This is a genomic window from Clostridium sp. AM27-31LB, from assembly GCF_003480745.1.
Taxonomy (GTDB): domain Bacteria; phylum Bacillota; class Clostridia; order Lachnospirales; family Lachnospiraceae; genus Butyribacter; species Butyribacter intestini.
Window position 1 is genome coordinate 113,810 of record NZ_QUJS01000008.1, and the last position, 26,589, is coordinate 140,398.

20 protein-coding genes and 1 other RNA gene are annotated in these 26,589 nt (G+C 34.3%); 20 read left to right on the forward strand and 1 reads right to left on the reverse strand.

The genetic code is table 11. The annotated features are described in order from the left end of the window. Positions 1–193 precede the first annotated feature (193 nt). The 17 genes from ssrA to DW721_RS12190 all read left to right on the forward strand — a co-directional run bounded on the left by ssrA (position 194) and on the right by DW721_RS12190 (position 23,131). Positions 194–537: a transfer-messenger RNA gene (ssrA, locus tag DW721_RS12110) on the forward strand. A gap of 140 nt (positions 538–677) precedes the next feature. Then, positions 678–2,291: a hypothetical protein gene (locus DW721_RS12115; protein WP_022014419.1), complete on the forward strand. Its 1,614-nt coding sequence runs from the start codon at positions 678–680 to the stop codon at positions 2,289–2,291. A gap of 2 nt (positions 2,292–2,293) precedes the next feature. After that, positions 2,294–3,028 carry a DUF6063 family protein gene (locus DW721_RS12120; RefSeq protein ID WP_022014420.1) on the forward strand — a complete coding sequence of 245 codons (735 nt, stop codon included), beginning with the start codon at positions 2,294–2,296 and terminating at the stop codon, positions 3,026–3,028. After that, positions 3,021–7,451 (forward strand): hypothetical protein, encoded by a 4,431-nt coding sequence (locus DW721_RS12125; protein ID WP_118745904.1) that lies wholly within the window; start codon positions 3,021–3,023, stop codon positions 7,449–7,451. Before DW721_RS12120 ends, DW721_RS12125 begins: the two co-directional genes overlap by 8 nt. A gap of 88 nt (positions 7,452–7,539) precedes the next feature. After that, positions 7,540–7,899 carry a 6-carboxytetrahydropterin synthase gene (locus tag DW721_RS12130; protein WP_022014422.1) on the forward strand — a complete coding sequence of 120 codons (360 nt, stop codon included), beginning with the start codon at positions 7,540–7,542 and terminating at the stop codon, positions 7,897–7,899. Positions 7,900–7,938: 39 nt separating this feature from the next. Continuing rightward, positions 7,939–9,618, forward strand: a complete 1,680-nt coding sequence (locus DW721_RS12135; RefSeq protein WP_118745905.1) for a Firmicu-CTERM sorting domain-containing protein — start codon at positions 7,939–7,941, stop codon at positions 9,616–9,618. Beyond that, a complete protein-coding gene (xrtG, locus tag DW721_RS12140) occupies positions 9,615–10,217 on the forward strand; it encodes an exosortase family protein XrtG (protein WP_055942961.1) in 603 nt (200 codons plus the stop codon). The genes DW721_RS12135 and xrtG overlap by 4 nt, the downstream gene beginning before the upstream one ends. Next, positions 10,198–11,565, forward strand: coding sequence for a TIGR03111 family XrtG-associated glycosyltransferase (locus DW721_RS12145; protein WP_118745906.1), 1,368 nt, complete (start codon positions 10,198–10,200; stop codon positions 11,563–11,565). Before xrtG ends, DW721_RS12145 begins: the two co-directional genes overlap by 20 nt. A 46-nt stretch (positions 11,566–11,611) precedes the next feature. Continuing rightward, a complete protein-coding gene (locus DW721_RS12150; RefSeq protein WP_118745907.1) occupies positions 11,612–12,694 on the forward strand; it encodes a hypothetical protein in 1,083 nt (360 codons plus the stop codon). A gap of 34 nt (positions 12,695–12,728) precedes the next feature. Then, positions 12,729–13,190 carry a 6-carboxytetrahydropterin synthase gene (locus DW721_RS12155; protein WP_022014427.1) on the forward strand — a complete coding sequence of 154 codons (462 nt, stop codon included), beginning with the start codon at positions 12,729–12,731 and terminating at the stop codon, positions 13,188–13,190. 56 nt (positions 13,191–13,246) lie between these two features. Next, positions 13,247–15,043, forward strand: a complete 1,797-nt coding sequence (locus tag DW721_RS12160) for a 6-pyruvoyl-tetrahydropterin synthase-related protein (RefSeq protein ID WP_118745908.1) — start codon at positions 13,247–13,249, stop codon at positions 15,041–15,043. Positions 15,044–15,215: 172 nt separating this feature from the next. Then, positions 15,216–16,340: a nucleoside recognition domain-containing protein gene (locus DW721_RS12165; protein ID WP_118745909.1), complete on the forward strand. Its 1,125-nt coding sequence runs from the start codon at positions 15,216–15,218 to the stop codon at positions 16,338–16,340. Positions 16,341–16,374: 34 nt separating this feature from the next. Continuing rightward, positions 16,375–17,754, forward strand: a complete 1,380-nt coding sequence (locus DW721_RS12170; protein ID WP_022014430.1) for an aminopeptidase — start codon at positions 16,375–16,377, stop codon at positions 17,752–17,754. Positions 17,755–17,783: 29 nt separating this feature from the next. Then, positions 17,784–18,923 carry a prephenate dehydratase gene (pheA, locus tag DW721_RS12175; protein ID WP_118745910.1) on the forward strand — a complete coding sequence of 380 codons (1,140 nt, stop codon included), beginning with the start codon at positions 17,784–17,786 and terminating at the stop codon, positions 18,921–18,923. 119 nt (positions 18,924–19,042) lie between these two features. Further along, the gene (locus DW721_RS12180; RefSeq protein WP_118745911.1) at positions 19,043–20,671 is read left to right on the forward strand and encodes a class I SAM-dependent RNA methyltransferase; all 1,629 of its coding nucleotides are present in this window, start codon (positions 19,043–19,045) and stop codon (positions 20,669–20,671) included. A 169-nt stretch (positions 20,672–20,840) separates the two neighbouring features. Next, positions 20,841–21,737, forward strand: coding sequence for a response regulator (locus DW721_RS12185; protein WP_207665624.1), 897 nt, complete (start codon positions 20,841–20,843; stop codon positions 21,735–21,737). A gap of 473 nt (positions 21,738–22,210) precedes the next feature. Next, entirely contained in the window at positions 22,211–23,131 is a 921-nt protein-coding gene (locus DW721_RS12190; RefSeq protein ID WP_243036011.1) for a penicillin-binding transpeptidase domain-containing protein, read from the forward strand. Between the two features lie 55 nt (positions 23,132–23,186). On the opposite strand, the gene DW721_RS12195 is transcribed toward DW721_RS12190, so the two are convergent. Continuing rightward, a complete protein-coding gene (locus DW721_RS12195; protein ID WP_347560382.1) occupies positions 23,187–23,441 on the reverse strand; it encodes a penicillin-binding transpeptidase domain-containing protein in 255 nt (84 codons plus the stop codon). A 120-nt stretch (positions 23,442–23,561) separates the two neighbouring features. On the opposite strand from DW721_RS12195, the gene DW721_RS12200 reads away from it, so the two are divergent. The 3 genes from DW721_RS12200 to DW721_RS12210 all read left to right on the forward strand — a co-directional run bounded on the left by DW721_RS12200 (position 23,562) and on the right by DW721_RS12210 (position 26,587). Continuing rightward, entirely contained in the window at positions 23,562–24,851 is a 1,290-nt protein-coding gene (locus DW721_RS12200; RefSeq protein WP_118745913.1) for a hypothetical protein, read from the forward strand. A 466-nt stretch (positions 24,852–25,317) separates the two neighbouring features. After that, entirely contained in the window at positions 25,318–25,662 is a 345-nt protein-coding gene (locus tag DW721_RS12205; RefSeq protein ID WP_118745914.1) for a helix-turn-helix transcriptional regulator, read from the forward strand. Then, positions 25,649–26,587 (forward strand): ImmA/IrrE family metallo-endopeptidase, encoded by a 939-nt coding sequence (locus DW721_RS12210; protein WP_182436311.1) that lies wholly within the window; start codon positions 25,649–25,651, stop codon positions 26,585–26,587. The genes DW721_RS12205 and DW721_RS12210 overlap by 14 nt, the downstream gene beginning before the upstream one ends. Positions 26,588–26,589: the final 2 nt, after the last annotated feature.

Below are 26,589 nucleotides of genomic sequence, written 5' to 3' on the forward strand. Positions count from 1 at the left end.
TTCTGAAATGAAATAAACAAAAGCTGCAAAGCAGCGACTGACAGCTCGCTGGCAGGTTTATGAATGTAAGAAATGCAAGACTGAACTGTTACAATATAAGTGTCTAGGTTTTTTAAAATAAGTTGACACATAAAATGAAATATGGTAAAATGGCTTCATTAAAAACAGTTGCCAGAGAGCAGCTCAGTACAACGGGGTTGTACTGGTTTCGACGGGCTCACTGAAGATGGAGAAGCTGTTCGTGGTCGGACACCACGTAAAAAGTTCGACTTAAATTTAAACGCAGAAGATAATTTTGCATTAGCTGCCTAGTTGCAGCTCATCGGCCCTCATAGCCCACGATGAGGATCACCGGTGTCAACCTTGTGGGACCCTCTAATGTCAAAGCTTTGAGATATTAGAACATTTATGAAGCTACTAAAAGCTGCAGCCTGTTAGTGGGCGTCAGCCGGAGGGAATGTTAAAGCACTGACTATAACAGTAGAAGTACATTGAATCTGGGTTCGGACCGGGGTTCGACTCCCCGCAGCTCCACTATTTATTAAATGTTGAAACAACCAAATTTTTGGTTGTTTCAACATTTTTTTCTTAATATTTGTATTTAAATCTTAAATCCTTTATACTATTACATATTAAAAGATTATTAAGTAACAAATAAACGGGAGAAATTTTAAAATATGGAATACGATTTTTTGAAACAGTTTTCAAAGAGAATGAAGATTGTTGGTATGTTCTCAACATTGATAAAAAACAGTTGGCAGAAGACTACCTGGAAACAGTTCGGTTTTGAGACAATGGACGAGCAGGTGAATATGATATATGCGGTTCTTTTGTTCATTATGGAGTATTCACTCAGGGAGCAGCCTTGTACGATTGATGATATATCAGTCTTTGTTGATGATGTATGTAACAGGTATCTGAAAAAAAGTCTTTCTTACGAAAAAAGCAGGGAGCTTGCTGAGTTTATTATAAATATTGTTTTGTGTGATGAAGGTCATGCGATGTATTTTGACTGTTTTGAGTTTGAAAAGCGTGAATATAAAAAGAAAAATATAAGTTATCTGTCAAATGAGGTGGTCTATCTTGATGGTGATATAAAAAGAACAAGCTACAAACTTACTGATAACGGATATAATCTGGTATTATCGACACTCGAAGTCGAAAACAATATGAAGCTTACGATACATGAGATGATATTTAAGATGCACTTAGAACGGGCTACATATGATCAGGCACTTGATGAGGTTAAAAATATTTTTAATATGCTGCGCATACAGCTTCAGAAAATACAGGAGGCGATGGATAAGATAAGGCGAAATGCACTTAATTATTCTATTGAGGATTACGAGCAGATTTTAAATGAAAATATGACTGCCATAAGTGATACAAAGCACAAGTTTATGGAGTACAGGCGTGTGGTTAGAAACCGTGTTAAAGAACTAGAAGATGAAAATATAAATATTAAGGCTTTGAGTGATGAGGATATGGAAAAACTTCATAATCTTCAGGATATTGAGAGATATTTGAGCAGGTCGATAGATGAACATCAGAAGATATTAAATAAACATTTTGACCTTAAAGATCTTTATTCTCATGAGCTTGAGCAGATGTCAAAGATGACGCTTATTAAAAGGTTTTCTATCAGAAATGATCTGTATGACAAAATTATTGAGCATCCGGGCAGTCTTGTAAATATAAATCAGTTTTTAAATCCGCTTTTTAGAAATAATCCGGAGAAAGTTTACAATCTGAATAAGTGTATTCAGTATCAGAAGCCGCTCAGAGAGAAAAATGATGATGAAGAAGAAGAAAAACTTGATTTTGATGCTATGGACTATGAGGAGCAAAAGGAGAGAAAACTCAGGGAAAAGTTAAAAAAATATCAGTCCAGTATGGAATTTCTTGTTGAAAGGACAATGGAGAATGATGGCGAGATTGATTTAGCTTCAATGAGTAGTCTGCCAGAGGAACAGAAGAAAGTGTTTATTCCGAATGCTGAAATGTTTAAGGAGATAATGGTTGAGTTTATTAAAGCCGGAAGTATTGATATTGATGAACTTAGAAAAGAGAGAAGAAATATAGTTGCGGAGGAAAGCTGTAGTTTTCAGCTAAATGAAATGATATTAAAAATTGCTGATGAGAGAAAAAATTCACAGATTAAACGGATAACCGTAAGAAGATGTGATGACGGACAGACAGTTTGTTTTAAGGATGTTTACAATGAATTTGGTGACAGACGAAATATATATTGTTCTAATGTTCAATTTAGATTTGAGAAAGAAATGGAGTAGTTATGGCATACGAGGCAGAAGAAGTAAAGATAAGTCAGGAAATATTTTGTACGCTTATTTCAAAACATGAATTAAGGGAGGAAGATAATAAGGAGCTGTTTGAAGGTTACACACAAAATCCAAGAATAATGAATCTTGTGAAAAGTCAGGGTGAAATTGCGGATTGTACAGTAGAAAGATATGGAAGTGTGATATATCTTATACCTGCTGAAGACAACGATTTTCTCGGGTTTTCAAAGCAGGAATTAAAAGCGAAACTCTGTAAGTCAGGAGCTACGGACAAGGATTATTATCTGTCACAGTTTGTTATCCTTACAATGCTTACAGAATTTTATGACGGTCAGGGGAGCAGCAGTAAATCAAGAGAATATATTAAGGTCGGTGAACTTATAAATCTGGTTTCAGACAGACTTATACAGGCTGGAAATAATATGACCGAGGAGGAAGAGGAAAAGACAGGGCTTGCATTTTCAAATATGCTTGAAGCATACACGGCACTTAGAAGTGACGAAAAGGGAAGAAAGACAAAGACGACAAAAGAGGGTTTTGTCCACAGGATACTGACCTTTTTACAGGAACAGGGACTTATAGAGTATATAGAGAGAGATGATATGATAAACACAACAAAAAAACTTGACAGTTTTATGGACTGGAATTTGTTAAATCAGAACAACTATATAAGAGTGAGCAAAGTTTTGGGAATCAGTGATGAAAAGGAGAAGGTAAAAGGTGAGTAAGATAAATACACTTCGTATCGTAAACTTAAATTATAACAATAATTCTATCAAGATAAGTGATGAAGCATTTCAGTTTAATGGTGAAAGTACGCTTATGTCACTTAGAAATGGTGGCGGAAAGACAGTGCTGGTGCAGATGATGACGGCACCATTTGTGCATAAAAGATATAGGGATACAAAGGATAGAAAGTTTGAGAGTTATTTTACGACAAACAGACCGACTTTCATTATGGTCGAGTGGGTGCTTGACGGGGAAGCCGGTTATGTGCTTACCGGAATGATGGTAAGAAAAAATCAGGAGGTTTCGGATGGGGAGGCTCATGATGAACTTGAGATGATAAATTTTGTATATGAATATACTGCCAGATGTGAAAATGACATATATCATATACCTATAATAAATGAGACTGAATCAGGTATGACATTAAAAAACTGGGGTTCATGTAAAAAGGTATTTGAAAAGCTTAAAAGAGAAGATGGTATGCATTTTAATTACTATGATATGGATATGCCTGCCCAGTCAAGAATGTATTTTGAAAAGCTTAAGCAGTACCAGATAAATTATAAAGAATGGGAAACTATTATAAAAAAGATAAATTTAAAAGAATCTGGACTTTCAGAGTTGTTTACGGATTGCCGTGATGAAAAAGGTCTTGTTGAAAAGTGGTTTTTAGAAGCAATAGAGAGTAAACTCAATAAAGATGGAAACCGCATTTTAGAATTTGAGACTATAATAAAAAAATACGCAAAACAGTACAGGGACAATCAGACAAAAATTCAGAGAATGAAAAATCTCAGAGGTTTTTTAGAAGAAGCATCGGGCATAAGAGTATATGCAGATGAATATGTCGATTACACTGAGAAAAGAAAAAATAAAGAAAATGATATTGCATGGTTTAATGTGATATTAAATGAGTTAAATGCAGAAGCTGAGGAAAGAAAAAGACTTCTTGACGAAGATATAAGAAAAAAACAGATAGAGATTTCAGATATAAAATATGAAGAAGTATCATATAATATTCATTCATTAGAGGCAAAAAAGGAAAGACTCATACATGAATACGAGCAGATAACACTTGAAAAAGGTCAGGTTGCAAAAGAAAAAGACAGGCTTGAGAATAAGAGGGCAAAGCTTCTTTGTGCGAGAGAAAATGAAGAAAAAAATGCTGCTCTTGCAGAATGTAGAAAGATTGAGAGCCGTCTTGAAGCATCAAAAAAGAGTGAGGAACAGAAAGAACCTGAAAGACAGGAACTTGGAAAAACACTTTTTAAACATTACAGCAGGGCAGTTTCGGAGTGCGAGGCTGAAATCGCAAATACAAGAGAAAATATAAAAAAGCAGGAAAAGCAGGAAAAAGAGTACAACCAAAGTAAGTCCGACTGTTTTAAACAAAAGGATGACAATTCATTACAGATAGGAAAATGTCAGGCAAAGATTTCAAATTATGATGTGATTGAAGAACAGTTTAATAAAAAATACGAAGAAAAGCTTTGCAGAAATATTTTAGGTGTTTATGAGACGGGGGCATTAGAATTAAGAGATGATGAGTATAAAAAAGAAATATCGAAGATACAAAAAGATATAGTTTCTCTTAAACAGGAAAAGGTGAAAAATGATGATGATTTTGTAAAATATGTAAGAAAGCAGGATGATCTCAGAAATGAGATTATGGAGAAAAAGAGCAAGCTGGCATCAGAGAGAGAAATATGTCTTGATTTTGAGGAGCAGTTAAAAATAAGACAGGATATTATGAAACATTTTCTTGTAAGTGAAAATGATGTTTATAACAAGGAAGTGATACTTAAGGGTGCAGACAGAAAGCTTAAGGAGATAAGTGCTGCAAAAAGGTTGTTAGAGCGTGAGAGCGAGCAGACAAACACAGAGATAAAACTTCTTGAGAATGGAAGATTGTTGGAGGTTTCAAAAGAGTTTGATGAATATCTGTCATCTATGGAGATTGAATATATATATGGTATGGAGTGGCTTTCAAATAATGGGAGAAGTATGGATGAAAATAAAAAGATAGCTGCCAATAATCCATTTATTCCATATGCGGTAATAATCTCCGGTGAGGATTTTAAAAAGCTGTTGGCAGATAAAAATAAGGTATTTACTTCAAATCCGGTGCCGATTGTAAAGAGAGAGGAGCTTGAAGATGGTTTTATAAATGATGAAACAGGTGTTGTAGAACTTGAAAAGATAAGCTTTTATCTGAAATTCCAAGAGGAACTTCTCAATGATAGCAAACGATATGAAATCATAGAACAAAAAAAGGAAAAAAGCAGGAAAATACAGGAAAACATTGAGAGAAGAGATGAAGAATATAAGGAGTATTTTTCTAAACAGGAATGTATAAAAAATCAGACGATAGAAAGTGACAGTATAGAAAGCAGCAGGGGACTTATTGATACACTTGAGAGTGAAAATGTTAAGATGCAGGCTGAACTTGAAAATCTGGAAAGTTTGAAAAGAAAGATTACCTTAGTAAACGAACAGATAAATCAGAATGTAACAGCACTGAATGATAAAAAAAATCTTGCAGGGATAAGATTGCAGGATTTCGAGATGCTTAGAGAAAGTTATAATGATTACTGCGATGCAAAAGAGGAAAAAATACGACTTGACAAGAAAAATGAAGATATTGACAATAAGCTGAACATTATTACAGAAAAACTTAATAACCTTATCGAGGATATCAAAGCGGATGAAAAAACTGAGATGAAGAAGAAACAGGAGCTTCTTGGACTTCAGGAAAGATATGAATATTTTGAAAAATTTAAGGGAAAATCAGAAGATGTTGATAAGGCGTCTTATACTTTGCTTGACGAAGAGGAAAGGATTTCAAAAGAGGCAGCTTACAATGCCCTTTTAAATGATTATTCAAATGAAGTGAAACTTCTTACAGAGCAGTATAACAGTGCCAACAGGAGATTTCTTAAGAGTAAGCAGGAGTTAGCAGAACTGCTTGCAAAATACCGTATTAAAAAAACAGACATTGAAAAGACAAGGTATGATAAAGACGATAAGGCAGAATTAGATGAACGCATATCTGCTAACAATATGGAGTTACAGTTGTATGATGAAAAACTTAACAAAGTCAATACGCAGATAACCAAAAAAGAGTCAGACATTGAGCACGCTTACAAGGATATGTATAGGATTGCTGAAAAGAAAGAGCCAATTAGCAAGGATAAAATATCTGACACAAACTTTAAAGACAGGATAATTATAATACAAAATGAGATAAGAGACACCAGACTTGACCTTGACGGAGTTACAAGTCTTTGCAGGGGATATGAAGCAAATATTTCTGCACTTGCCGAATATAGTGATTTAAAGGTTGAGGAAACCGATGAGCATATAAAGAAAGAGGATATTTTTGGAAAGTCGGTAAAAGAAATTGATAAGTTCAGGGGCATGATGATAAGAGATTACAGAGAACTTATTGAAAATGAGAGAAAGCAGAGTAATGTTATCACAAGACTTTTAAACGAGATGGCAAGAAAAAATATCTTTAAGGATGAATTTTTCCAGAAGCCTATCGAAGTATTATTATCACTTACGGATAACGCAGTCAATTTCATGAAACAGCTTGATATACTGGTTTCATCTTACGAAAGTATGATAGAAAAACTTGAGGTAGATGTTGCCATCGTTGAAAAGGAGCGTGTAAGGATAGTTGAACTTCTTGAGGAATATGTAAGGGATGTCCATGAGGAGCTGGGCAAGATAGATGGAAATTCAACGATAAAAGTGCATGGAGAGAGTAAGAAAATGCTTAAGATAACTCTGCCTGAGTGGTATGAGAATGAGGAGATATACCATCTTAAGATACAGGATATTCTTGAAGAGGTTACTGCAAAGACGATAAAGGCATTAGAGGAAAATAAAAATCCTGATGATATAACAGGGCTTTATATCAACACGAAGTATCTATACGATACGGTGGCAGGTACGGGTAATGTCCGCATAAAACTTTATAAGATAGAGGAGCAGAAAGGAAGAGAAATTTCATGGTCAGATGTTGCGAAAAATTCAGGTGGTGAGGGATTTTTGTCGGCATTTATAGTTCTGTCAAGTCTGCTCTACTATATGAGAAAAGATGTGTCAGATGTATTTACCAATTATAATGAGGGAAAAGTGCTTGTTATGGACAATCCTTTTGCACAGACAAATGCTTCACATCTTTTGAAACCGCTTATGGATATGGCAAAAAAGACAAATACGCAGCTTATCTGCCTTTCAGGTCTTGGTGGTGATTCAATATATGACAGATTTGACAATATTTATGTGTTAAATCTTGTGGCGGCAAGCTTGAGAAACGGAATGCAGTATCTTAAAGGGGAGCACACAAGAGGAGATGAACAGGAAACAATGATAGCAACGCAGATACAGGTTACACAGCAGGAGCTTATGTTCTAAAATATATAAAATTGTATTTTAAGTATTATACGACATGATGTTGTTGAGAGAGTACATTATTCTGAAATGGAGGTGTCATGGGTAGTAGATGAAATGTTATAAGATTAAATACAGACTTGGCATAACACATAGTGTTGACAATAATGAAAAGAACAAGCATAATCATATATTAGAAGGAGAAATATTTGCAAAACCGTCGGATGATGATTTTGTTGAATTTTCCGATATGGAGAACATGGTGAATGAAACACTTGAAGAATACAAAAACAAATATTTAAACGATTTGGAAGAGTTTAATGGGGACGCAAATATTGAAAATGTAGGAGAAGTTTTTTGGAAAAAACTTTTCATGGTTTTTGAAAAAAATGGTTGGGCATTGATAAGGCTTGAAATTGGAGAAAATCCATTGAGGATATATTCAGTTTCAACTGAGGAAATAAGAATGTAAAGATTAGTTTTGTTTTTTTATTTAAAAGGGGAGAGATTTATGGTAAGACTAGAGAAAACGATTGTTGCAGGAAGTATGGCATTGCTGCTTGCAGGAACATCATTTTTTATGCCGCAGAATAAAGCTATGGCGGCAAGAACGATAAAAATTGATGGAAATCCTTCAGAGTGGGATGGAATTCCTGCATATAAGTCAAATGATTCAAAGATTGCAAAATGGTCTGTGTCAAAGAATGATGACTATGTATATTTTTATGTTCAGCAAAATGGTGGAAATATATATGGACAGCCTATAACATCTACAAACTTTATTATCAAATATGAAGATGGAAGCAGTGACGGAATACGTTTTGAAGCAAATATGAATGCTGTTAAAAACGGAACTTTTGGTGATATAGATGGTGTAGGTGATAAAGATAAGGCATCAGAGCCAAGTCAGGAAAAAGATAAGTATGAAACTGAATTCAGGATACCTCAGAAATTTTTTGGCGGTAAAAAATACACATTGGAATATTGTGGGACAAAGGTCAAAAGCGATGATATTACTGACTTAAAGTCAAAGGATGAAGAGACGAAGAGTGACTATGTATATAAGGGTATAAAGATTGATGGAAATTTCTCAGACTGGAATGCTGTTGACAAAAAAGATGTTACGGGTAACACTGAGAAAAACAATAACTTATCAAAGGCTGCGGTTGTATTTGACGGGGATTATATTTACATATATCTTAAGGAAACTTCAGATGGTGCAGCTTTAGCATCAGGAAGTTATTCAAGAGGTGCATATGAGCTCCTCACTGATACAGGAAGAAGAACATCTTTAAAGCTGGTAAAAAAAGATGGAAAATATCAGGTTGAGGTAAATGACTATGTAACCCATCAGATGAAGGGTGAAAGTATAAAAGTAGAACATTCAAATCTACAGTATGAAATTTCAGTACCTGTTTCTGCACTTAAACAGTACAATAAAAAGTTTTCATTTGGATATTACTGTGCAGATAAACCACTTGTGGAAGATATAGTAAATATTGACAAGGGTTCATCGCATGGTGCACTTAACAAGAAGTTTGATGGAATAACATATGATGGTGAGTATAGCGACTGGGACGATTATCCACATTCACTTATAGAATATTCTACACAGGGTGGACAGACTGATGATTCGGAGGCTGCTTTATATGCATCTGACGGATATTTGTACGGTCATGTAAAATCACTTCTTCATAAGACAACTGAGGGGAAAAATGAGTTTATGCCGTTTGCGGTAAGAGCCAATAAAAATGATAAGACATCAATTTCTTTCAGATTTGTTTCTGTTGACAAGGATGGAAATATAAACTGGAATCCAAAGCTTACAAATCTTGAAAATGGAACATATGAGTTTACACTTGTAGATATAGGCTCATGGACGACTTATAAAAATGTATCAGATAAGGGGTTTATTGATTATGGAAAGATTAAGATAACAACAGGCAGCAAATATGATGAGATGGAATATCGAATTTATATGAACAAACTTGCTAAGAAATTTGGTCTTGATGAAAATGAGATGAAAGTTTTGCAGGCACAGTATATAAATATAGGTGAAGAGTGGGTGACATATGCGGGTACTTCTACAGGTCCTTTTGTGGGGGTTACAATGTGTTGTCTTACGGCAGCAGGTGTACTTTCATACAAAAAAAGAAAAGATAAAAAGAGCATGATGAGGATAGCTGAATGATTAGATATATAATACTTTTGATATTTCTGGTTGTGTGGTTATACATACTTCATGTGACTAAAAAAGCAAAATTACCATTCTGGCATTTCCTATGGGGAAGTGCCGGATTGTTTGTAATCATTTTTGTCGGATTTAAAGATGTACTTACACAGCCTATGGCAAATATTGTAGCAGCGGTTGCCGGCATAGTTGGAAAAATGACCGGTGTATTTGAACCATATTATAAATATGGTATTATTTTTGTGGAATCAGCCAAAGATTCCATTACACTAAAGATTGATTTTGAATGTTCGGGTATTATTGAGATAACGGCATTTCTGTCACTTCTTATATTTTTTAATGTATATTCAAGATATGAAAAAGTCATTATAGGATGCATAGGAACGGTATATATTATTGTCGCAAATGCATTAAGAATAATACTGATATGTCTTATAATACATTTCAAAGGTGTGGATTATTATTATATTTCACATGCATTGATAGGAAGAATTTTCTTCTATATCTTGTCTATCATATTATATTTTTATGTATTTACAAAAGCTCAGATAATAAGTCAGAAGGTAGGAGGATTTGGATATGTCGATGATAATAAATAGATTTGTAAATTCTTTTGTCTTCTGGGCAGCGTGGATAATCATTCCGGTTATTATGGAGATAATACCGTCAATAGGAAGTATAGTTGTTCTTATAAAGAAAAAAATAAAACCGGTTAAATATGATATTCCTATAATATATCCGGAGATATCGCTTCTTATACCTGTTTATAACTCACAGGACTCGTTAGAGGCCTGTATCAGTTCGATATATGAAAGTGATTATCCGAATGACAAGATAAGGATATTTCTTGTGAACAATCAGGGGCAGGATAACAGTTTTAATGTGTTTGCTGAATGTCAGAAGAAGTTTCCGGAACTTATGATGCAGTGGTTAAATGCAAAGCAGGGAAAGTCAAAAGCTTTAAATCTTGCTTTATTTAACAGTGATGGAAAATATATAATTCATATTGACAGTGACGGAATACTTGAAAAAACTGCTCTTACCAATATGGTAAATAAGTTTGAGGCAGACCTGTCTATAGACTGTATGACAGGTGCGATAATGACAATGCCGGACCAGGTGGAAGAGTATAAGGGTTTCTTTGCAAAATTACTTAGAAAAATGGAGTTTATGGAATATGCACAGGCATTTCTTGCAGGAAGAAATTATGCATCTGAGCTGAATGCCATATATACATTGTCAGGTGCATTTTCAGCATTTAGAAAATCTACGGTGCTTAAATCACAGCTTTATAATACAGATACGATATGCGAGGATACGCAGATTACATTTCAGATGAAATATCTTCAGAAAAAGCGTGTTTATATGTGTGAGAATGCTATATTTTATGTTGATCCAATAGAAGATATGAATAAACTCTATACACAGAGACAGAGGTGGCAGAGAGGAAGTCTGGAAGTTTCACATCTGTTTATGAAAAAAAAGATGAATCCTTTGAAAATATTCACTGATGTTAATATAAGAACACTGATGTATGACCATACTTTTGCATTTCCAAGAATTATATGGTATCTTGCACTTATATGTCTTTTGTTTATGAAGTATTCTTTCACTTCAATAATTTATTCAACTTTGTTTATATTTCTGCTTTATATTTTGGTAGGATATTGTTATTATTTTACAACGATAGGTTTTTTATCAGGTTTCAAGAAATTAAGGAGATATTATGCAAGGCAGTGGTATATAGTACCATTACTTCCGTTTTTTAATTTTGTCGTATTTTTTATAAGATTTGCAGGGGTTATAAACAGTATAAATACAAACAGTGCATGGAAAACAAAGACATTTACGGAAGAAAAGAGAGCGTTCTTCAAGGTTATAAGAGATGAATTTATTATACCGATAAGAATTATCGAGAAGATTAAAAAAAATGTCAACACTGACTGATATGTTTTTGGAAGATTAAAAAGAGAATGGATGAGGAAGTTATAAAATGAATAAAAACAGAATATTTAAAAAGGTTTCATTTGCAATTATTGTATTTGCTTTAGTTGTGGGCTGTGTGGTTTTATACCAGACAAAAACATACAATAACAGTGTTCTTGAAATTTATGCGTCTCAGCAGGATCAGTATATAAAACTTGTATTGGATCAGATAAATCTTAAAAAAGATACATCTGGTTCAGGACAGGAAATGATAAGAGATATACTTGGGTCGATTGATGGCTCTGAAAAAGAGTATTGGACTTTGTCAAAGGAAGACTCTTTATTATTTGTAAAGGATGTAACAGAGAGTGACAGATACAGAGGACTTTCAACAGCATCGTATTATGTATCTGAAAGCGGACGGAGTTTTTTGAATAGTCTTGAAAAGAATAAAGTGAAGCATAGATTTATAAGTCAGTCAGGTAAAAAATATATTGCATCGGGTGTATTTTTTGAAGTAAATGGAGATGAATATAAAATATGTCTGCTTACGAATGAAAAATATATTATCAATAACAATGAGTTTATGCAGGCACAGATAATAATCCTAATAGGAGTTGTGCTTCTTGTTTTAATGCTTTTAGTAGTGTCGATGATTATGGCGGGCAATATAGATAAAAAACAGTCTCAGATTGACAAACTTAATGAACAGATTCAAAATAAAAATCTGAGCATTGAGAAGATTGAGAGTGAACTTAGTATGTTGAGTGAATATGATGTGAAAAACACTGTATTTAAAGAGAAAATAATAGATCGTTTTATGGAAAAATTAGAAAATAAAAATATAACATCAGTGATATTTGAAACAGTTGTTTTTAGTGATGCAGGTGCATATGACATTTTTTTAAAAAATTCCCAGTGGATGCTTGACAAAAAGACGCTTAAATTTGAAATAGACAGTGTCAAAGAAAAAAATGCGGTTATGCTTGTGTTTATAGGACATTCCGCAAATGAGGTTAAAAATATCATGCAGATGATAATCGGAGCAAATGATAAGTGCCTGACACCATGTGAATGGAGAAAATCCGATAAAAAGTTAAAAGAGTATTGCAATGATTATCTTAATAAGATAATAGAGCAGATTGGCTGACATAACAGCATCTGAAAATGTCAGGAGGAGAAATATGGCAACTAGACTTTACAGAGAATACAAATTTAAATTTTATCTTAATGCGAATCATTATATTATAATAAACGGAAAAAACGGTCAGACACATCCTCATACATGGGAATTTGTGTTTTATATAATGAAGAGTGAGGGAGAATTTGTTCTTTTTAACAAATTTGAGAAAGCAATAGAAGAGTATCTTGAAAAATTTCAGGGGAGAGTTATGAATGAGATACCTCCATTTGACACAATGATTCCAACATTGGAAAATATATCAGATTATTTTTGTGATGAGATAAGGAGCATAATAACGAAGCTTGGAGGAGAACTTGCTTTTATGGAGAGTAGTGAAACTCCGACAAGAAGTTATATTATCGATCTTAGGGATGGTCTTGATTTTAAAGAAAATATGTCTAAATTGACGGAAAAACAGGTGGATGAGGTTATGGAAAATATAATTGACAATATACTTGAGTGATATAATGCCTATGAACAGATATTTGTATCAATAATAGACATGGAAATGGGGAAAAGATGGTTTTAATTATAGGTTTAGCCGCTTTATTGTGCTGGGTATTAATAGGTTGCAGAACAAAGAGATATTTTGCAGGTATATTTACGGGATTGATATGGATGTTTATACCATACAATTTTTATAATGTTGTTGTAACCGAAAATATAAGTGCACTGCTCAGCACGGTAATCGTGCCGGTGGCAGTTTATACAAGTTTTGATTATATAAAAACAAAGCAGAAAATTATGCCGGTCATTACCGCGGTTGCTTTGCTGATACTCAGGCAGCTTGATGCATATACTGCGGCAGTGATTTCAGGCTGCATGGTGATACTGCTTTTATTATGGAAAATAGTAAATGAAGAAAAACATGGTATTATAGCACCTGCAGCAGCAGTTCTTTTGCCAAATATCGTAACAATATATCAGTCATTAGCAGGAAAGGGATTTTATCGTGAAAATTTTTGTATCTCGGAAGATACGATTATTTTTTCAATTAAAGATGTGTTAAATCCTGTGTATAATCTTAGACATGATGAGTCTATATATTATTTTGGAATAGTTATTTTGTTATGTGCTGTATTTGGATTTATATGCAGTCACCGAAAAACGAATATAATGTTTTTATATGGCATATTTCTTATGGTATTTACGGTAAATCCGATTGCAGGATGGTTTGTAAAGAAAACAGGTTTTAGAAGTGACAGATTATATGTTCTGGCTATTATGTCATATACCAGCATATTTGTGGCATTTGTCATGTGGGAAACATTAAAACTTAAGATATATATTGCATTATGTATATTGCTTTGTATGGATATGATTCCCTCGGCATATCTGACATATCAGAAACGAGATAATTTTGTGACATTTTCAGAAGAGAATGATGTATCTGACAGTATTTTGAAGGAAGCACAGAGAGTAACAAAAAATAAGATGATTCTTGCGGGAAAACTTAATGAAGATAAGATTACGGATAAAATTGCGGAGGCAATGGATCTTGGAGAATACCTTTATGTTTTTGACAGGTGTATTTCGGCAGGCTATGATACCGTAGTTTTAGAAAAGTCTAAAATGAGAAACCAAGATGCCGACATATATATGGTTGAGGATGCCGCAAAAAAAGAAAATTACAGGCTTATATCATCAAATAAGTATTATATACTTTTTCACCATGACAAATGTGATAATAGCAATTTTAAAGTAGAAAACAGTTACAAAGCGATAGGAATAGGTGATAAGGTACATCAGTTGGCGATGATATATCCTCAGATTTATGAAAGTGATGAGACAAATATAGAAAAATATTCGGCATCGGAATTGTCAAAATATGAGACTGTTTATCTTAGCGGATTTACATATGATGATAGGGATGATGCGGAAAATATAATAAAAGATGTTGCAAAGAGCGGAACAAAAGTGGTGATAAATGCAGACAATATTCCTTATGACATGAAGACAAGAAACAAAGCACTTCTTGGGGTTAGCTGCAACAGCATAAATTTTGAAAACGGTTATCCTACATTGATAATTGACAAAAAGGAGATATTAACAGAGCTGTTTGATGAAGAGTATGCACAGTGGCAGGGTGTGTATATAAATGGTCTTAAAAATGTTGATGGATATTTTAAAGAAAACGGTCAGAATATTGATTTTATGGGAAGTATTAAAGACAAAAATATAAATTTTGTCGGCATCAATCTTATAAGTCATTATGCTATAACATATGATGATACACTGAAAAAGTATATTGACAATCTCGTTGGATTTAAACAGGAGGATGCACCACAGCATGAAATAGTTATAAAAAACAAATGATAACATAAACATGATACAAAAAGCTTTTTAAAGATATGTTTAGCATAAAGTCTAAGGCTTTGCAGACAATAGTATGTAGTGCACAGACTTATAGACTGAAATTGTAATAGTGTGGTATTGGTACAAATGTATGGATTTATAGTGCAGACATATCATTTTAAAGAGGTGTATCATGAAAAGAAAATTATTTATAGTGATGACTGTCGGTATGATAATCTTATTTACGATAATGCCGTCAGTTGTGAGTGAGGGAGCAAAAGACGGGCTGCTGTTATGGTTTATGGCAATAGTCCCGTCATTGCTTCCTTTTATGATTTTGTCCGGAATATTGGTGAAATTAAAAACCACAAAATACATAAACCGTTTTTTAAGACCACTTTTTGGGTTAGTGTTTGGGGTAAGTGATGGCGGAAGTTATCCAATACTTATAGGGTTTCTTGCCGGATGTCCTATCGGGGCAAAAACGGCTGCACAGTTGTATAAGGACGGAGAGATAAAGAGGGAAGAAGCCCAGTATCTTATGATGTTTTGCAATAATTTAAGCCCTATGTTTCTTATTGAATTTATCGGGGTAAAATGCCTTGATGTAAAAAATCCGTTTTTGATATTTGTCGTTGTCGCAGGTTCAGCGGTGATAAATGCATGGATAGTGAGAAAAAAATTGACGGTGAGAGAAAAATCTTCTCATGGTAGCCGGGATAAAAAAATGATTGTGAATGTATATAAAAATGGAAGTGATGGAAAAAGTTTTAATGTCTGGAAGAAATTAAGTTACAAGAAAGCGGAGAGAATAGGAGAAAGTGTTAAGTTTGAAAAAAATCTTAATGACGGTAAAAAATTGAGCAATAGGAAAGATGAGAGAAGCAGAGAAAATGTTAAGACTGAAAAAAATTATCCGGTGATGGATGCCGTTGATGAGAGTATTGCGGATTCGTGTGAAACAATATTAAAAATAGGCGGTTACATAATATTATTTTCAATAATAACGAGTATAATAGAATATATAATTCCTGAAAAATACGATGTGGCAGGGTGCATTGCCGCAGGGATAACAGAGGTCAGTACAGGTGCGATGCAGCTCGCAGGGAATGAATGGCTGTCCGGTATAAGAGTGATTATGACAGATGCGAAAACTATTGTTACGGTCTGGCTGTGTGCCTTTGGCGGAATTTCAAGTGTTGCACAGACATACAGTGTACTGTCAGGAACAGACTTATCAATAAAAAAGTATGTGATTGCAAAGATAAGGCAGGGATTTATTGCAGTAATACTTGCATTATTGGTGTTCAGGATATAAAATATAGGGAGTGTGAAATGGAGGTTATTTTATTATGGAAAGAAAAAATGCTTGGAAATCATATGATGAAAACAACAAAAAAGAGTTAGAAATACTTTGTAAAGAATATAGAGAATTTCTGTCGGCAGGAAAGACAGAAAGAGAATGTGTAAAACAGATAATCGCACAGGCTGAGAGTGCAGGCTACAGAAATCTTGATGTTTACCTTAAATCTGGTGAAAAACTTAAATGTGGCGATAAAATATACTCAGTGTGCATGAATAAGACGGTTGCAATGTTCCAGATAGGAAAAGAGCCGCTTGATAGTGGAATGAATATATTAGGGGCACATATCGACTCACCCAGAATGGATATAAAGCAGAATCCTTTGTATGAGGACAGTGACCTTGCATATCTCGATACACATTATTACGGCGGTATCAAGAAATACCAGTGGGTAACAATTCCTCTTGCAATCCACGGTGTTATCGCAAAGAAAGATGGAAGTGTTGTCGAGGTAAATATAGGAGAGAACGATGACGATCCTGTATTTTGTGTGAGCGACCTTCTTATACATCTTGCTGCAAATCAGATGGAAAAGAAAGCTTCAAAAGTTATCGAGGGCGAAAAACTTGATGTTTTAGTCGGAAGCATACCACTTAATGATGAGGAAAAAGAAGCTGTATCAAAGGGTGTACTTGCAATATTAAAAGAAAAATACGGAATGGAAGAAGAGGACTTTATGTCATCAGAGCTTGAGGTAGTACCGGCAGGAAAGGCAAGAGAACTCGGCTTTGACAGAAGCATGATAATGTCTTACGGACAGGATGACAGAGTATGTGCTTACACCTCGCTTGCTGCAATGCTTGGAACTGATGCCGAGCTTGAAAAAACAGCCTGCTGTCTTTTAGTAGACAAGGAAGAAATCGGAAGTGTCGGTGCAACAGGAATGCAGTCGAAATTCTTTGAAAATGTAGTGGCAGAACTTATAAGTCTTGAGGGTGATTATAATGACCTTAAACTTAGAAGATGCCTTGCAAACAGCAAGATGCTTTCATCAGATGTAAATGCAGGCTATGACCCGCTTTTTGCAGATGCATTTGAAAAGAAAAACGCATCATTCTGCGGACGCGGAGTTGTATTCAGCAAATTTACGGGAAGCCGCGGAAAATCAGGTTCAAATGATGCAAACGCAGAGTATATAGCAAAACTCAGAAAGATAATGGATGACAACAATGTGCATTATCAGATGGCAGAACTTGGAAAAGTAGATGTAGGTGGCGGCGGAACAATCGCTTATATCATGTCACTTTACGGAATGGAAGTAATCGACTGTGGTGTAGCTATATTAAATATGCATGCACCGTGGGAGATAGCAAGCAAAGCAGATGTTTACGAAGCAAAGAAATGCTATGAGGCATTCCTTAAAAATTAGAGATAAAGAACTGAAGGGAAAATAGATTTATGGTTGTTGACTTAAAAGAAAGCAGAAAAAAGATTGATAATATTGATAAGGAGATAGCAAAGCTCTTTGAAGAAAGAATGAAAGTTGCAACGGATGTTGCAGCGTATAAAAGAAGTACGGGAAAAAAAGTCTTTGACCCCGTTAGAGAAGAAGAAAAGATAAAGACTCTCAGAGAACTTACAACTGATGAATTTAATAAGACAGGAATAGAAGATCTCTTTAGACAGATAATGTCAATAAGCAGAAAGTATCAGTATAAAGTTCTTGGAAGTGAGACAAATGAGCTGCTGCCATTTAAGCAGGTGGACAAGCTCGATGTTGACAAAGATACAAGAATCGTATGCTTCGGAGAACATGGGGCATATACTGAGCAGGCGATGGAGGAAGTATTTGGAACAGATATAACCTCCATGAACAGGCTTTCTTTTAAGGAGGTACTTGAGACAGTAGCAAACGGTGAGGCAAAATACGGAGTGATACCTATTGAAAACACTTCAACAGGTGGAATAAACGACACATATGACCTTCTTCTCGATTATGATATAACAATAGTTGCTGAGCATGTTGTAAAAGTTGAGCAGGCACTTTTAGGTAAGCCGGGAGCAAAAATATCAGATATAAAAAAGGTGTATTCACATCCGCAGGGAATCATGCAATGTTCAAAATTTATAAGAGAACACAATATGGAAAGTGAATCATACATGAGCACATCAAGTGCGGCAAAGAAAGTGGCAGAGGAAGATGATATCTCTCAAGGAGCTATTGCAAGCACAAGAGCCGCAAAGCTTTTCGGACTTGATGTGTTAAAAGAAAGTATCAACTTTGAAAGCAGCAATTATACGAGATTTATTATAGTCACAAATCAGAAAGTATTCCTTTCAAATGCAAATAAAATAAGTCTTTCATTTGAGATAAAGCACCAGGCAGGAGCACTTTACAATATGCTCTCAAACTTTTATTACAATGACTTAAATCTTACAAAGATAGAGTCAAGACCGATAGAAAACAGGAATTGGGAGTACCAGTTCTTTGTAGACATTGAGGGAAACTTAAATGATCCGGGTGTGCGGAACGCACTTGCCTGTATAAGTGAGTGTGCAAAACAGTTAACAATACTTGGAAATGTGAGAACGAAGTAAAAAAATAGTACAATAAAAAGCAGGGAGAGATATAAAGTTGTTGACACAGTATTTGTGCCTGAAAATGATAAAATATCTTTACTGCTTTTTGTTGATTAAAGAAAGGCGGACATATTTACATGAAAAAAGGAAACATATATGAGGGTGTTGTAAAGAAAGTTGAATTTCCAAACAAGGCATATGTTGATGTGATAGAGAAAGACGAAAACGGAAATGAACAAAAAACACTTACACTTGTAAAAGGTGCGTTACCCGGACAAAAAATAAAATTCAGGGCAAAAAAAGTCAGAAAAGATAAGAGTCAGGGAATACTTTTGGAAGTAACAGAAAAATCACCGCTTGAAACAGCAGAACCAATGTGCTGCCGGTTCGGAAAATGCGGCGGATGCAGTTACCAGACATTACCATATGAAAAACAGCTTGAACTTAAGAGAAATCAGGTGCTTGAGATAATAGATAATGTATATAAGACACTCGACTCATCTTTGGGGATAAAAAAAGATTATATATATGACGGAATACTGCCAAGTCCTGAAATCAAAGGCTACAGAAACAAGATGGAATTTTCATTCGGTGATGAATACAAAGGAGGACCACTTACACTCGGTCTTCATAAAAAAGGCAGTGTCCATGATATAGTAAATGCCTCAGGCTGTCAGATAGTAGATGATGATTATTCAAAAGTAATAGACTGCATAGTAGAATATTTCAGGGAAAAACAGATACCGCATTACAATAAAAATACTCATCAGGGTGTTCTCAGGCATCTTCTCGTAAGAAGAGCGGTATCAACAGGAGAGCTCCTCGTTGCACTTGTCACATCATCACAGCAGGATATATCTGAGTATGTCAGTGAAGTATCAGAAAAATTAAATGGACTTAAGTATAATGGAAAATTAACAGGATTTATCCATATCATAAACGATGGATTAGGGGATGTGGTAAAAAGTGACAAAATGCACATCATTAGCGGAAAAGACTGGTTTACCGAAAAGATATTAGGACTTCAGTTTAAAATATCACCGTTTTCATTTTTCCAGACAAACACAAAAGGAGCTGAGGTGCTTTACACAAGGGCAAGGGACTATGTGCTAGGAGGAGAAATGGCAGGAGTCGGTAAAAATAGCGTTGGCGTTGGAATGGATGTTGAAAACTCAAGGATTAATGGCGTATGTTCAGAAATGACTGCTGGCAGTTCTGATATTGTAGATGGATATTCTGAAAAGGGTGCCAAAAATGTTGATTTAGCTGACATATACTCTGAAAAGACGGAAAATCTTGAGACAAAAACAAATGCAGGATTTAAGGATAAAGTCGTTTTTGACCTTTACAGCGGAACAGGAACGATAGCACAGATAATAGCACCTGTTGCAAAGAAAGTTATAGGTGTTGAGATTGTGGAAGAAGCAGTTGAGGCTGCAAAAGAAAATGCAGCGATAAACGGTCTTGACAACTGTGAATTTATAGCAGGTGATGTGCTTAAGGTGATAGATGAGATAGACGAGAAACCTGATTATATAATACTTGACCCACCGAGAGAGGGAATACACCCTAAGGCAATCAGAAAGATAATTGACTATGGAGTGGAGAATATAGTTTATATTTCATGTAAACCGACGAGCCTGTCACAGGATCTTGCTACATTCGAGACATTTGGGTACCATGTGGAGAGGGTTAGCAATGTGGATATGTTCCCGGGAACGGTGCATGTGGAGACGGTCTGTTTGCTCACGAGAAAAGCCCAATAAGTCAAAGGTTTTTGCCGATAAAGGGTAAAAATGGTTGTGTGTTTCAGTTTCCGCAGAGTAAAGATATAATCGGATGTTTACCCCAAGGGATAGGCTTTTGGAAATAAGAAATATACATTTTGGCGAAAGGATACTTTTTCGCAAAAATCAGTTTACAAAGGAGATTATTATGGCAAAAGATATTAAAGTTTATGATTTGTTGATTTCATGCCCTTCTGATGTTTCGGAATATGTTGAAATGTTAGAAAAAGAGGTAAATCATTTCAATAATTTTTTCGGTCGAAAAAATAATATTATTGTAAGAACTAGACATTGGTCGAAAGATTCCTATTCAGAATTTGGAAATCAGCCACAGGAATTATTAAATAAGCAAATTGTAGATTCTTCAGATATGGCCTTAGGTGTTTTTTGGACAAGATTTGGAACACCTACAGAAAATTATGGCTCTGGAACGGAAGAAGAAATTGAAAGAATGCTTTCTATGGGGAAGCAAGTTTTCTTATATTTTCTAGATAAACCGTTGAGTCCATCGAAAATAGATCAAGAACAATATAAAAAAATACTGTTATTTAAAGATAAACATAAAAGTGAAGGAATATTTTTTACTATTCAGGATGAAAAAGCTTTAGTAAATAAGTTTAGAGAGAATTTAGAACTTTATTTTGATAGCATTACGAGAGGTGAAGAATTTAAAAAGAGTAGTAGTAAAAAAGAGATTCTTTGGGTAGATGATAGACCCGAAAATAATGTTTATGAACGGAACATACTTGAAAAATATGGATTAACTTTTTCATTAGCATTATCAACACAGCAGGCATTACATTATATGAAACATAACAAATTTGCTCTTATTATTTCTGATATGGGTAGAAAGGAAGGAATTCGAGAGGGATATGTTTTATTAGAAGAAATTCGCAAAATGGATAAGAAAATCCCATTTATTATTTATGCTGGTTCAAAGAAAAAAGAACATGTTGATGAGGCATTAAGACGTGGAGCGCAGGTGTGTACTAATAATCCCGGAGAATTGATTGATTTAGTATTAAAAAATCTATTAAAAAATTAGGACAATATTAAAAAAATATTTGAGTTACATAATTCCTTTGACGGTGAATATTGAAACCGTTTGTCTGCTTTCAAGGAAACCTTGATTTTCTGCGGTTTGTAGAGTATTAAGGAAGAAAAATGGATGTGTGTTTTGTAGCTTTATGAATGAACCATTTGAATATCGGAGCAGAGGGGTGTTTTGAGACTCTGCTGAATAATAGGCTTTTGCTAAAAGGTATCACTTTTGCGAAAATGTATGATACCTCCCGGCAGGAGCCTTTTTGTATAAAGATAACTTGATTTATAAATCTTACTGATGTAATATTTGTGTAGATGTAACAGGTGTTTACAAGGGAAATTTTTTTACATTGAAATCCTACACATGTAATAAAAAATGAGAAGATGCTTGTATTTAGAATGTTGATGTAAAAATTGTTCGTGGGTTAGGAAGTAAAAGTTAAAAGAAGTTACAGAAGAAAGGAAGATTTTGTGATGAAACTAATACGATGTATGATAATGGGTATAACTGCTTGCTTGATTATAGGAAGTATATCAGGATGCAGTTCAAAAGAGAATGGAAACAGCCAATCAAATCAAAAGGAACAGACAATACAGACTAATCAAACCGAAGAAGAAATAAGTGAAAACGAGGATGTGAAGAATGAAGAGGAACTGCAGCCGACAAAAGTCACTGTAGATTATGCGGAAGCGTTTCAATCAATCCAAGGGTGTGCAGTTATTTTGAATTCAGAAAATAATACATATACTTTTTATAATGAAGACAAATGCAGAACGAGGGTATCTCCTAATTCTACGTTCAAAGTAATCTCAGCTTTAATAGGAATTCATAATCAAGTGGTAACGTCAGAGGATAGTAAAATGGGGTATGATGGAATGAATTACCCAGTTGATGCATGGAATGCCGATTTAAGACTGGAAGATGCATTTCGAAGTTCTTGCATTTGGTACTTTAGAAAAGTAATAGAAGAGGTGGGACAAGAGACAATCCAAGAGGAATTAAACAAATTGGATTATGGAAATTGTGACATATCTGAATGGAGTGGAAGTGGTGTGAACTCTTTTCCAGAACTTAATGGTTTTTGGATTGAATCATCTTTGCTGATTTCTCCGATAGAGCAGGTGGAAGTTTTGCATAAGATTATGGAAGGGAAAACTATATATACAGAATCAGAGATAGAAATTCTAAAAAGCATTATGTTACTTGAGGCTAGTGATTCAAAAAAAATATATGGAAAAACAGGAACGGGAACAGACGGTACAGCATGGTTCATCGGTTTTGTCGAAAAAGAAAATACTAATATATATTTTGCTATATATTTAGATGATAATTCTTCGAATGAAATTAGTGGGACAAAGGCAAAGGAAATAGCATTTAATATCCTAGAGGAGTAATCAAGAGAAGTTAAGATTTTACTATGTGTTGCTGGTATATTTATTGCAATGATAGCTACACTTTGGCTTTGCTTCCGGTAGCATTTTCAGTGGCTCCGATATTTAAGGCAAAGAAATATGTATTATCTGAAGTTTCGACATAGCCAATGAACCATCCGCTTATGTTCTCTCCATTAATATTTCCTGTTCCGGTTTTGCCGTATAGGTTACCGTCAGCAGTGGAAGAAAGTAATAAGGCATTCTTTACAGTCTGAATATTATCTACATCAAAATTAAAGTCATTGATGTAGAGGTAGTAAGCAATTTTCAAAAGAGCAATTATAGTGAGTGGAAATATTTACAGAATAGGCTGTTTCCTAAAACAGTACCATTACATGCTGAGTGGAGAGATATAGATTCTATTATAAAAATTTTAAATGATATAGGAAGTATGCCTGGACTAAATCATATGTTTTTGCCCACTGGAGGGGGACAGGATGTAGAATCGGCAAAATACGCAAACGAAGAAGGATGTATCTGTTTGGTAGCTGGAGGTTGTAACTACATATTTAAACCGTATAGGTTGGAATTAGAAAATTACGGGAAAAGAGATTATAGATGGAGTTATTTTAGATTACAATTAGAACCAATAGAAGCTATTTCTAATGCGATATATGAGGATTGTCGTGAGTCATTGATAGAAGATTTTCCAGGACATTATATAGAGAGCAATCTGGCAAGTTATGGAAGATATGATGATGGAACAGAGTTTCCTAAAGGACACAGACAAGTCGACAGATTTTTGAATGGCTCGTTTGTTATCTTTTCAAAACAATCTGTATATAATCACATCTCTGGAACTTATGATGCAAGGCATAATAAAATGAGCAGTATGGAATTTCGACATTATATTGGAACTATGAGACAATCATATTATATGATGAAAGATTTTACTAAATTTTCAAGCATTTACCAGAAGAATCCATTTAGTATTAAAGAAGAAAAAAAGGATGTAGAAATCCATAGGAGAATAGAAGAAAGTTGTAAGTTTGACAAATTTATCGAAGAAAATTGGAATAAATGGTGCTTAAAAGATATTTGTGATGAAAATAATAATAAAAATGATGGTAAGTTGGAATTTGCTATTATGTTTCATATAAATGGTGGAACTTTTGGTGCAAGAAAATATGTGACGGAGACAGGATATATTTGTGAAGAAGATGTTATACCATATCCGGTAAGCAAGGATGGGAAATATTTATTTACAGATTTTAACGGAGCAGTTAAGGCTATTGTTGAAATGAAAGATTATATAAAAAAAATATGCAGTGAATCAGGGATAGTATGGCAGGAAATGGGTATTTATTTTACAATAAAACTGTTTCGGATAAAACCTCCATCACATATATTTACTGAAGAAGAAATTAAAGAAGTATTAAGAGCAGGAAATGACTTTAGGAATAACCGATTGGTTATTGATGAAGAAGGATATGCCCAGTTAATAGATAGTGATTTACATTATGAATGTTATCGATATCCAGTGTCTCAAGAGAGTTATGATGCTCGAAATAATTATGTTGGACAATACGCAAATTTGAATGATGTAGGTGAAATCTATCTGGCTATGCTTGATGGTTGGTTACATCACTTGCGTACAGGGCAAAGGTATGACGTTGATTATTATGATCAATGTGAAGATGCGGAAAAGATGTTAGCAGAAATAAAGCAATACTATCAATAGTGCGTGGGGTAAAATTTATCCCCCTAGGTGGAGTATGAACCTTTTCGCAAAAGGCAACAGTTTCGCTATTTAGTATAAGAAGTAACTTTCACCGCATGTGGAGACGGTGGTATTGATGTCAAGGGTGAAATAGAAAGCACCGAAGAATGGACTAAAATGAGACTTTTAAAGGTTTGGGTTTATCTTTAGAATAAAAGCAGTTGAATATTTGCCTATCAGCTCGGGAATATATCTGTTCGGAAAATGTTCCCGTTGGAGTGAAGTTTTGAAAATACACTATGAATAAATTGTAGGGTTGTAACTACGGAATGAATGTAACTTTGAATAATGTTTATATATAGTGTTAAAAATATTGTCAACTGAGCATAATATGATATATAATGATGTTAAAAATACTAACAATCCCATTGACAGTAATAGATAATTTTGTTAAGATAATTAACGTGCATTTTTTAGGAGGTTTGTCATGAAGGAGTTCAATTCGGAGAAGTTTTGTAAAGATTTAGTTTCTCTTAGGGGGAAAGAGTCTCAGGATGTTTTTGCTAAAAGACTTGATATTAAAAGACCTACTCTATCATTGCTGGAAAATGGTAAACAGGTGCCTACTATTGACTTATTAAGCAAAATTTGTAGTTTAACAGGAACAAGTGCTGATGACTATTTTGTTGAATCTACAACAGATGCACTTGTATATCTTATGGGTAGTCTTGAGGAATCTGATAAGCTAAAAATTGAGGAAATGGCTGAACGCATCAGAATAAAGGAAAAGTATGAGATGCTTGCAAAGAGAGGTAGTTATGTCGTCGATTGATAATAATGAATTATTTGAGAAATACTATCAAACTGAATATGATTTTAATACAACTTCACTTTCTTTAGATGAGATTGATGTAATAAAAAAACTGGCTAGGGAAAAAAGAGTTGATTATGCTTTTGCTCCAATGGGAATAGGTGTGTTTGATTTGATTCAAAAACAGAGTAGTGATATTAGATTTGAATTGGTTTCATTTGAATCCGACAAAATTGATGGTATGTTGTATATTCCGACAACGGGGAAAGAAAGAGCATACATTATATTAAATAGCAATAAGCCATTGGTAAATCAGGTTTTTGCAGCAGCACACGAATTCTATCATTATATCAAGGACTATCAGGTGTTTAAGGAAAAGCCATACATTTGCGATTTTAGTATGCTTAAGGATGTAAATGAAAAGAAAGCATGCAGATTCGCAGCTGAAATATTATTTCCAGAGGAAGCTTTGAATCGTGAAGTTAGAGATTATTGTAGAAGTCTACAAGTGACAGATTTTAAGTCCTTAAATTTTAACCAGATTGCCTCGTTTATCATTGTAATGACAGTAAAATACCAAATGCCACTTAAAGCAGTAATTTATAGACTCGAAGAGGAACATTTTATCGAAGATGTAAAAAAATATATTGAGAACTACGAATTTATAAAGAAAGTTCTTCAAGAAATTCAAATATTCAGTGAACCTGTTTCTATGTTATATGGAACAGTGAATAATTTTATTATTCCGTATAGTAAAACATATCAAGATATGGAAACATCATTTATTACTGGTAATGCATCAAAAGAAGATATTGTCAAGGATGCAAAAATTCTCTCGTTAGATATGGACATTATCAATGAGTTGGTTGAACAAGATGAAATTCCTGATGATGAAGAAGAGGCTGATGAAGAATTGTTTTCTATAATAAATGCAAAGCGGGGGTGATA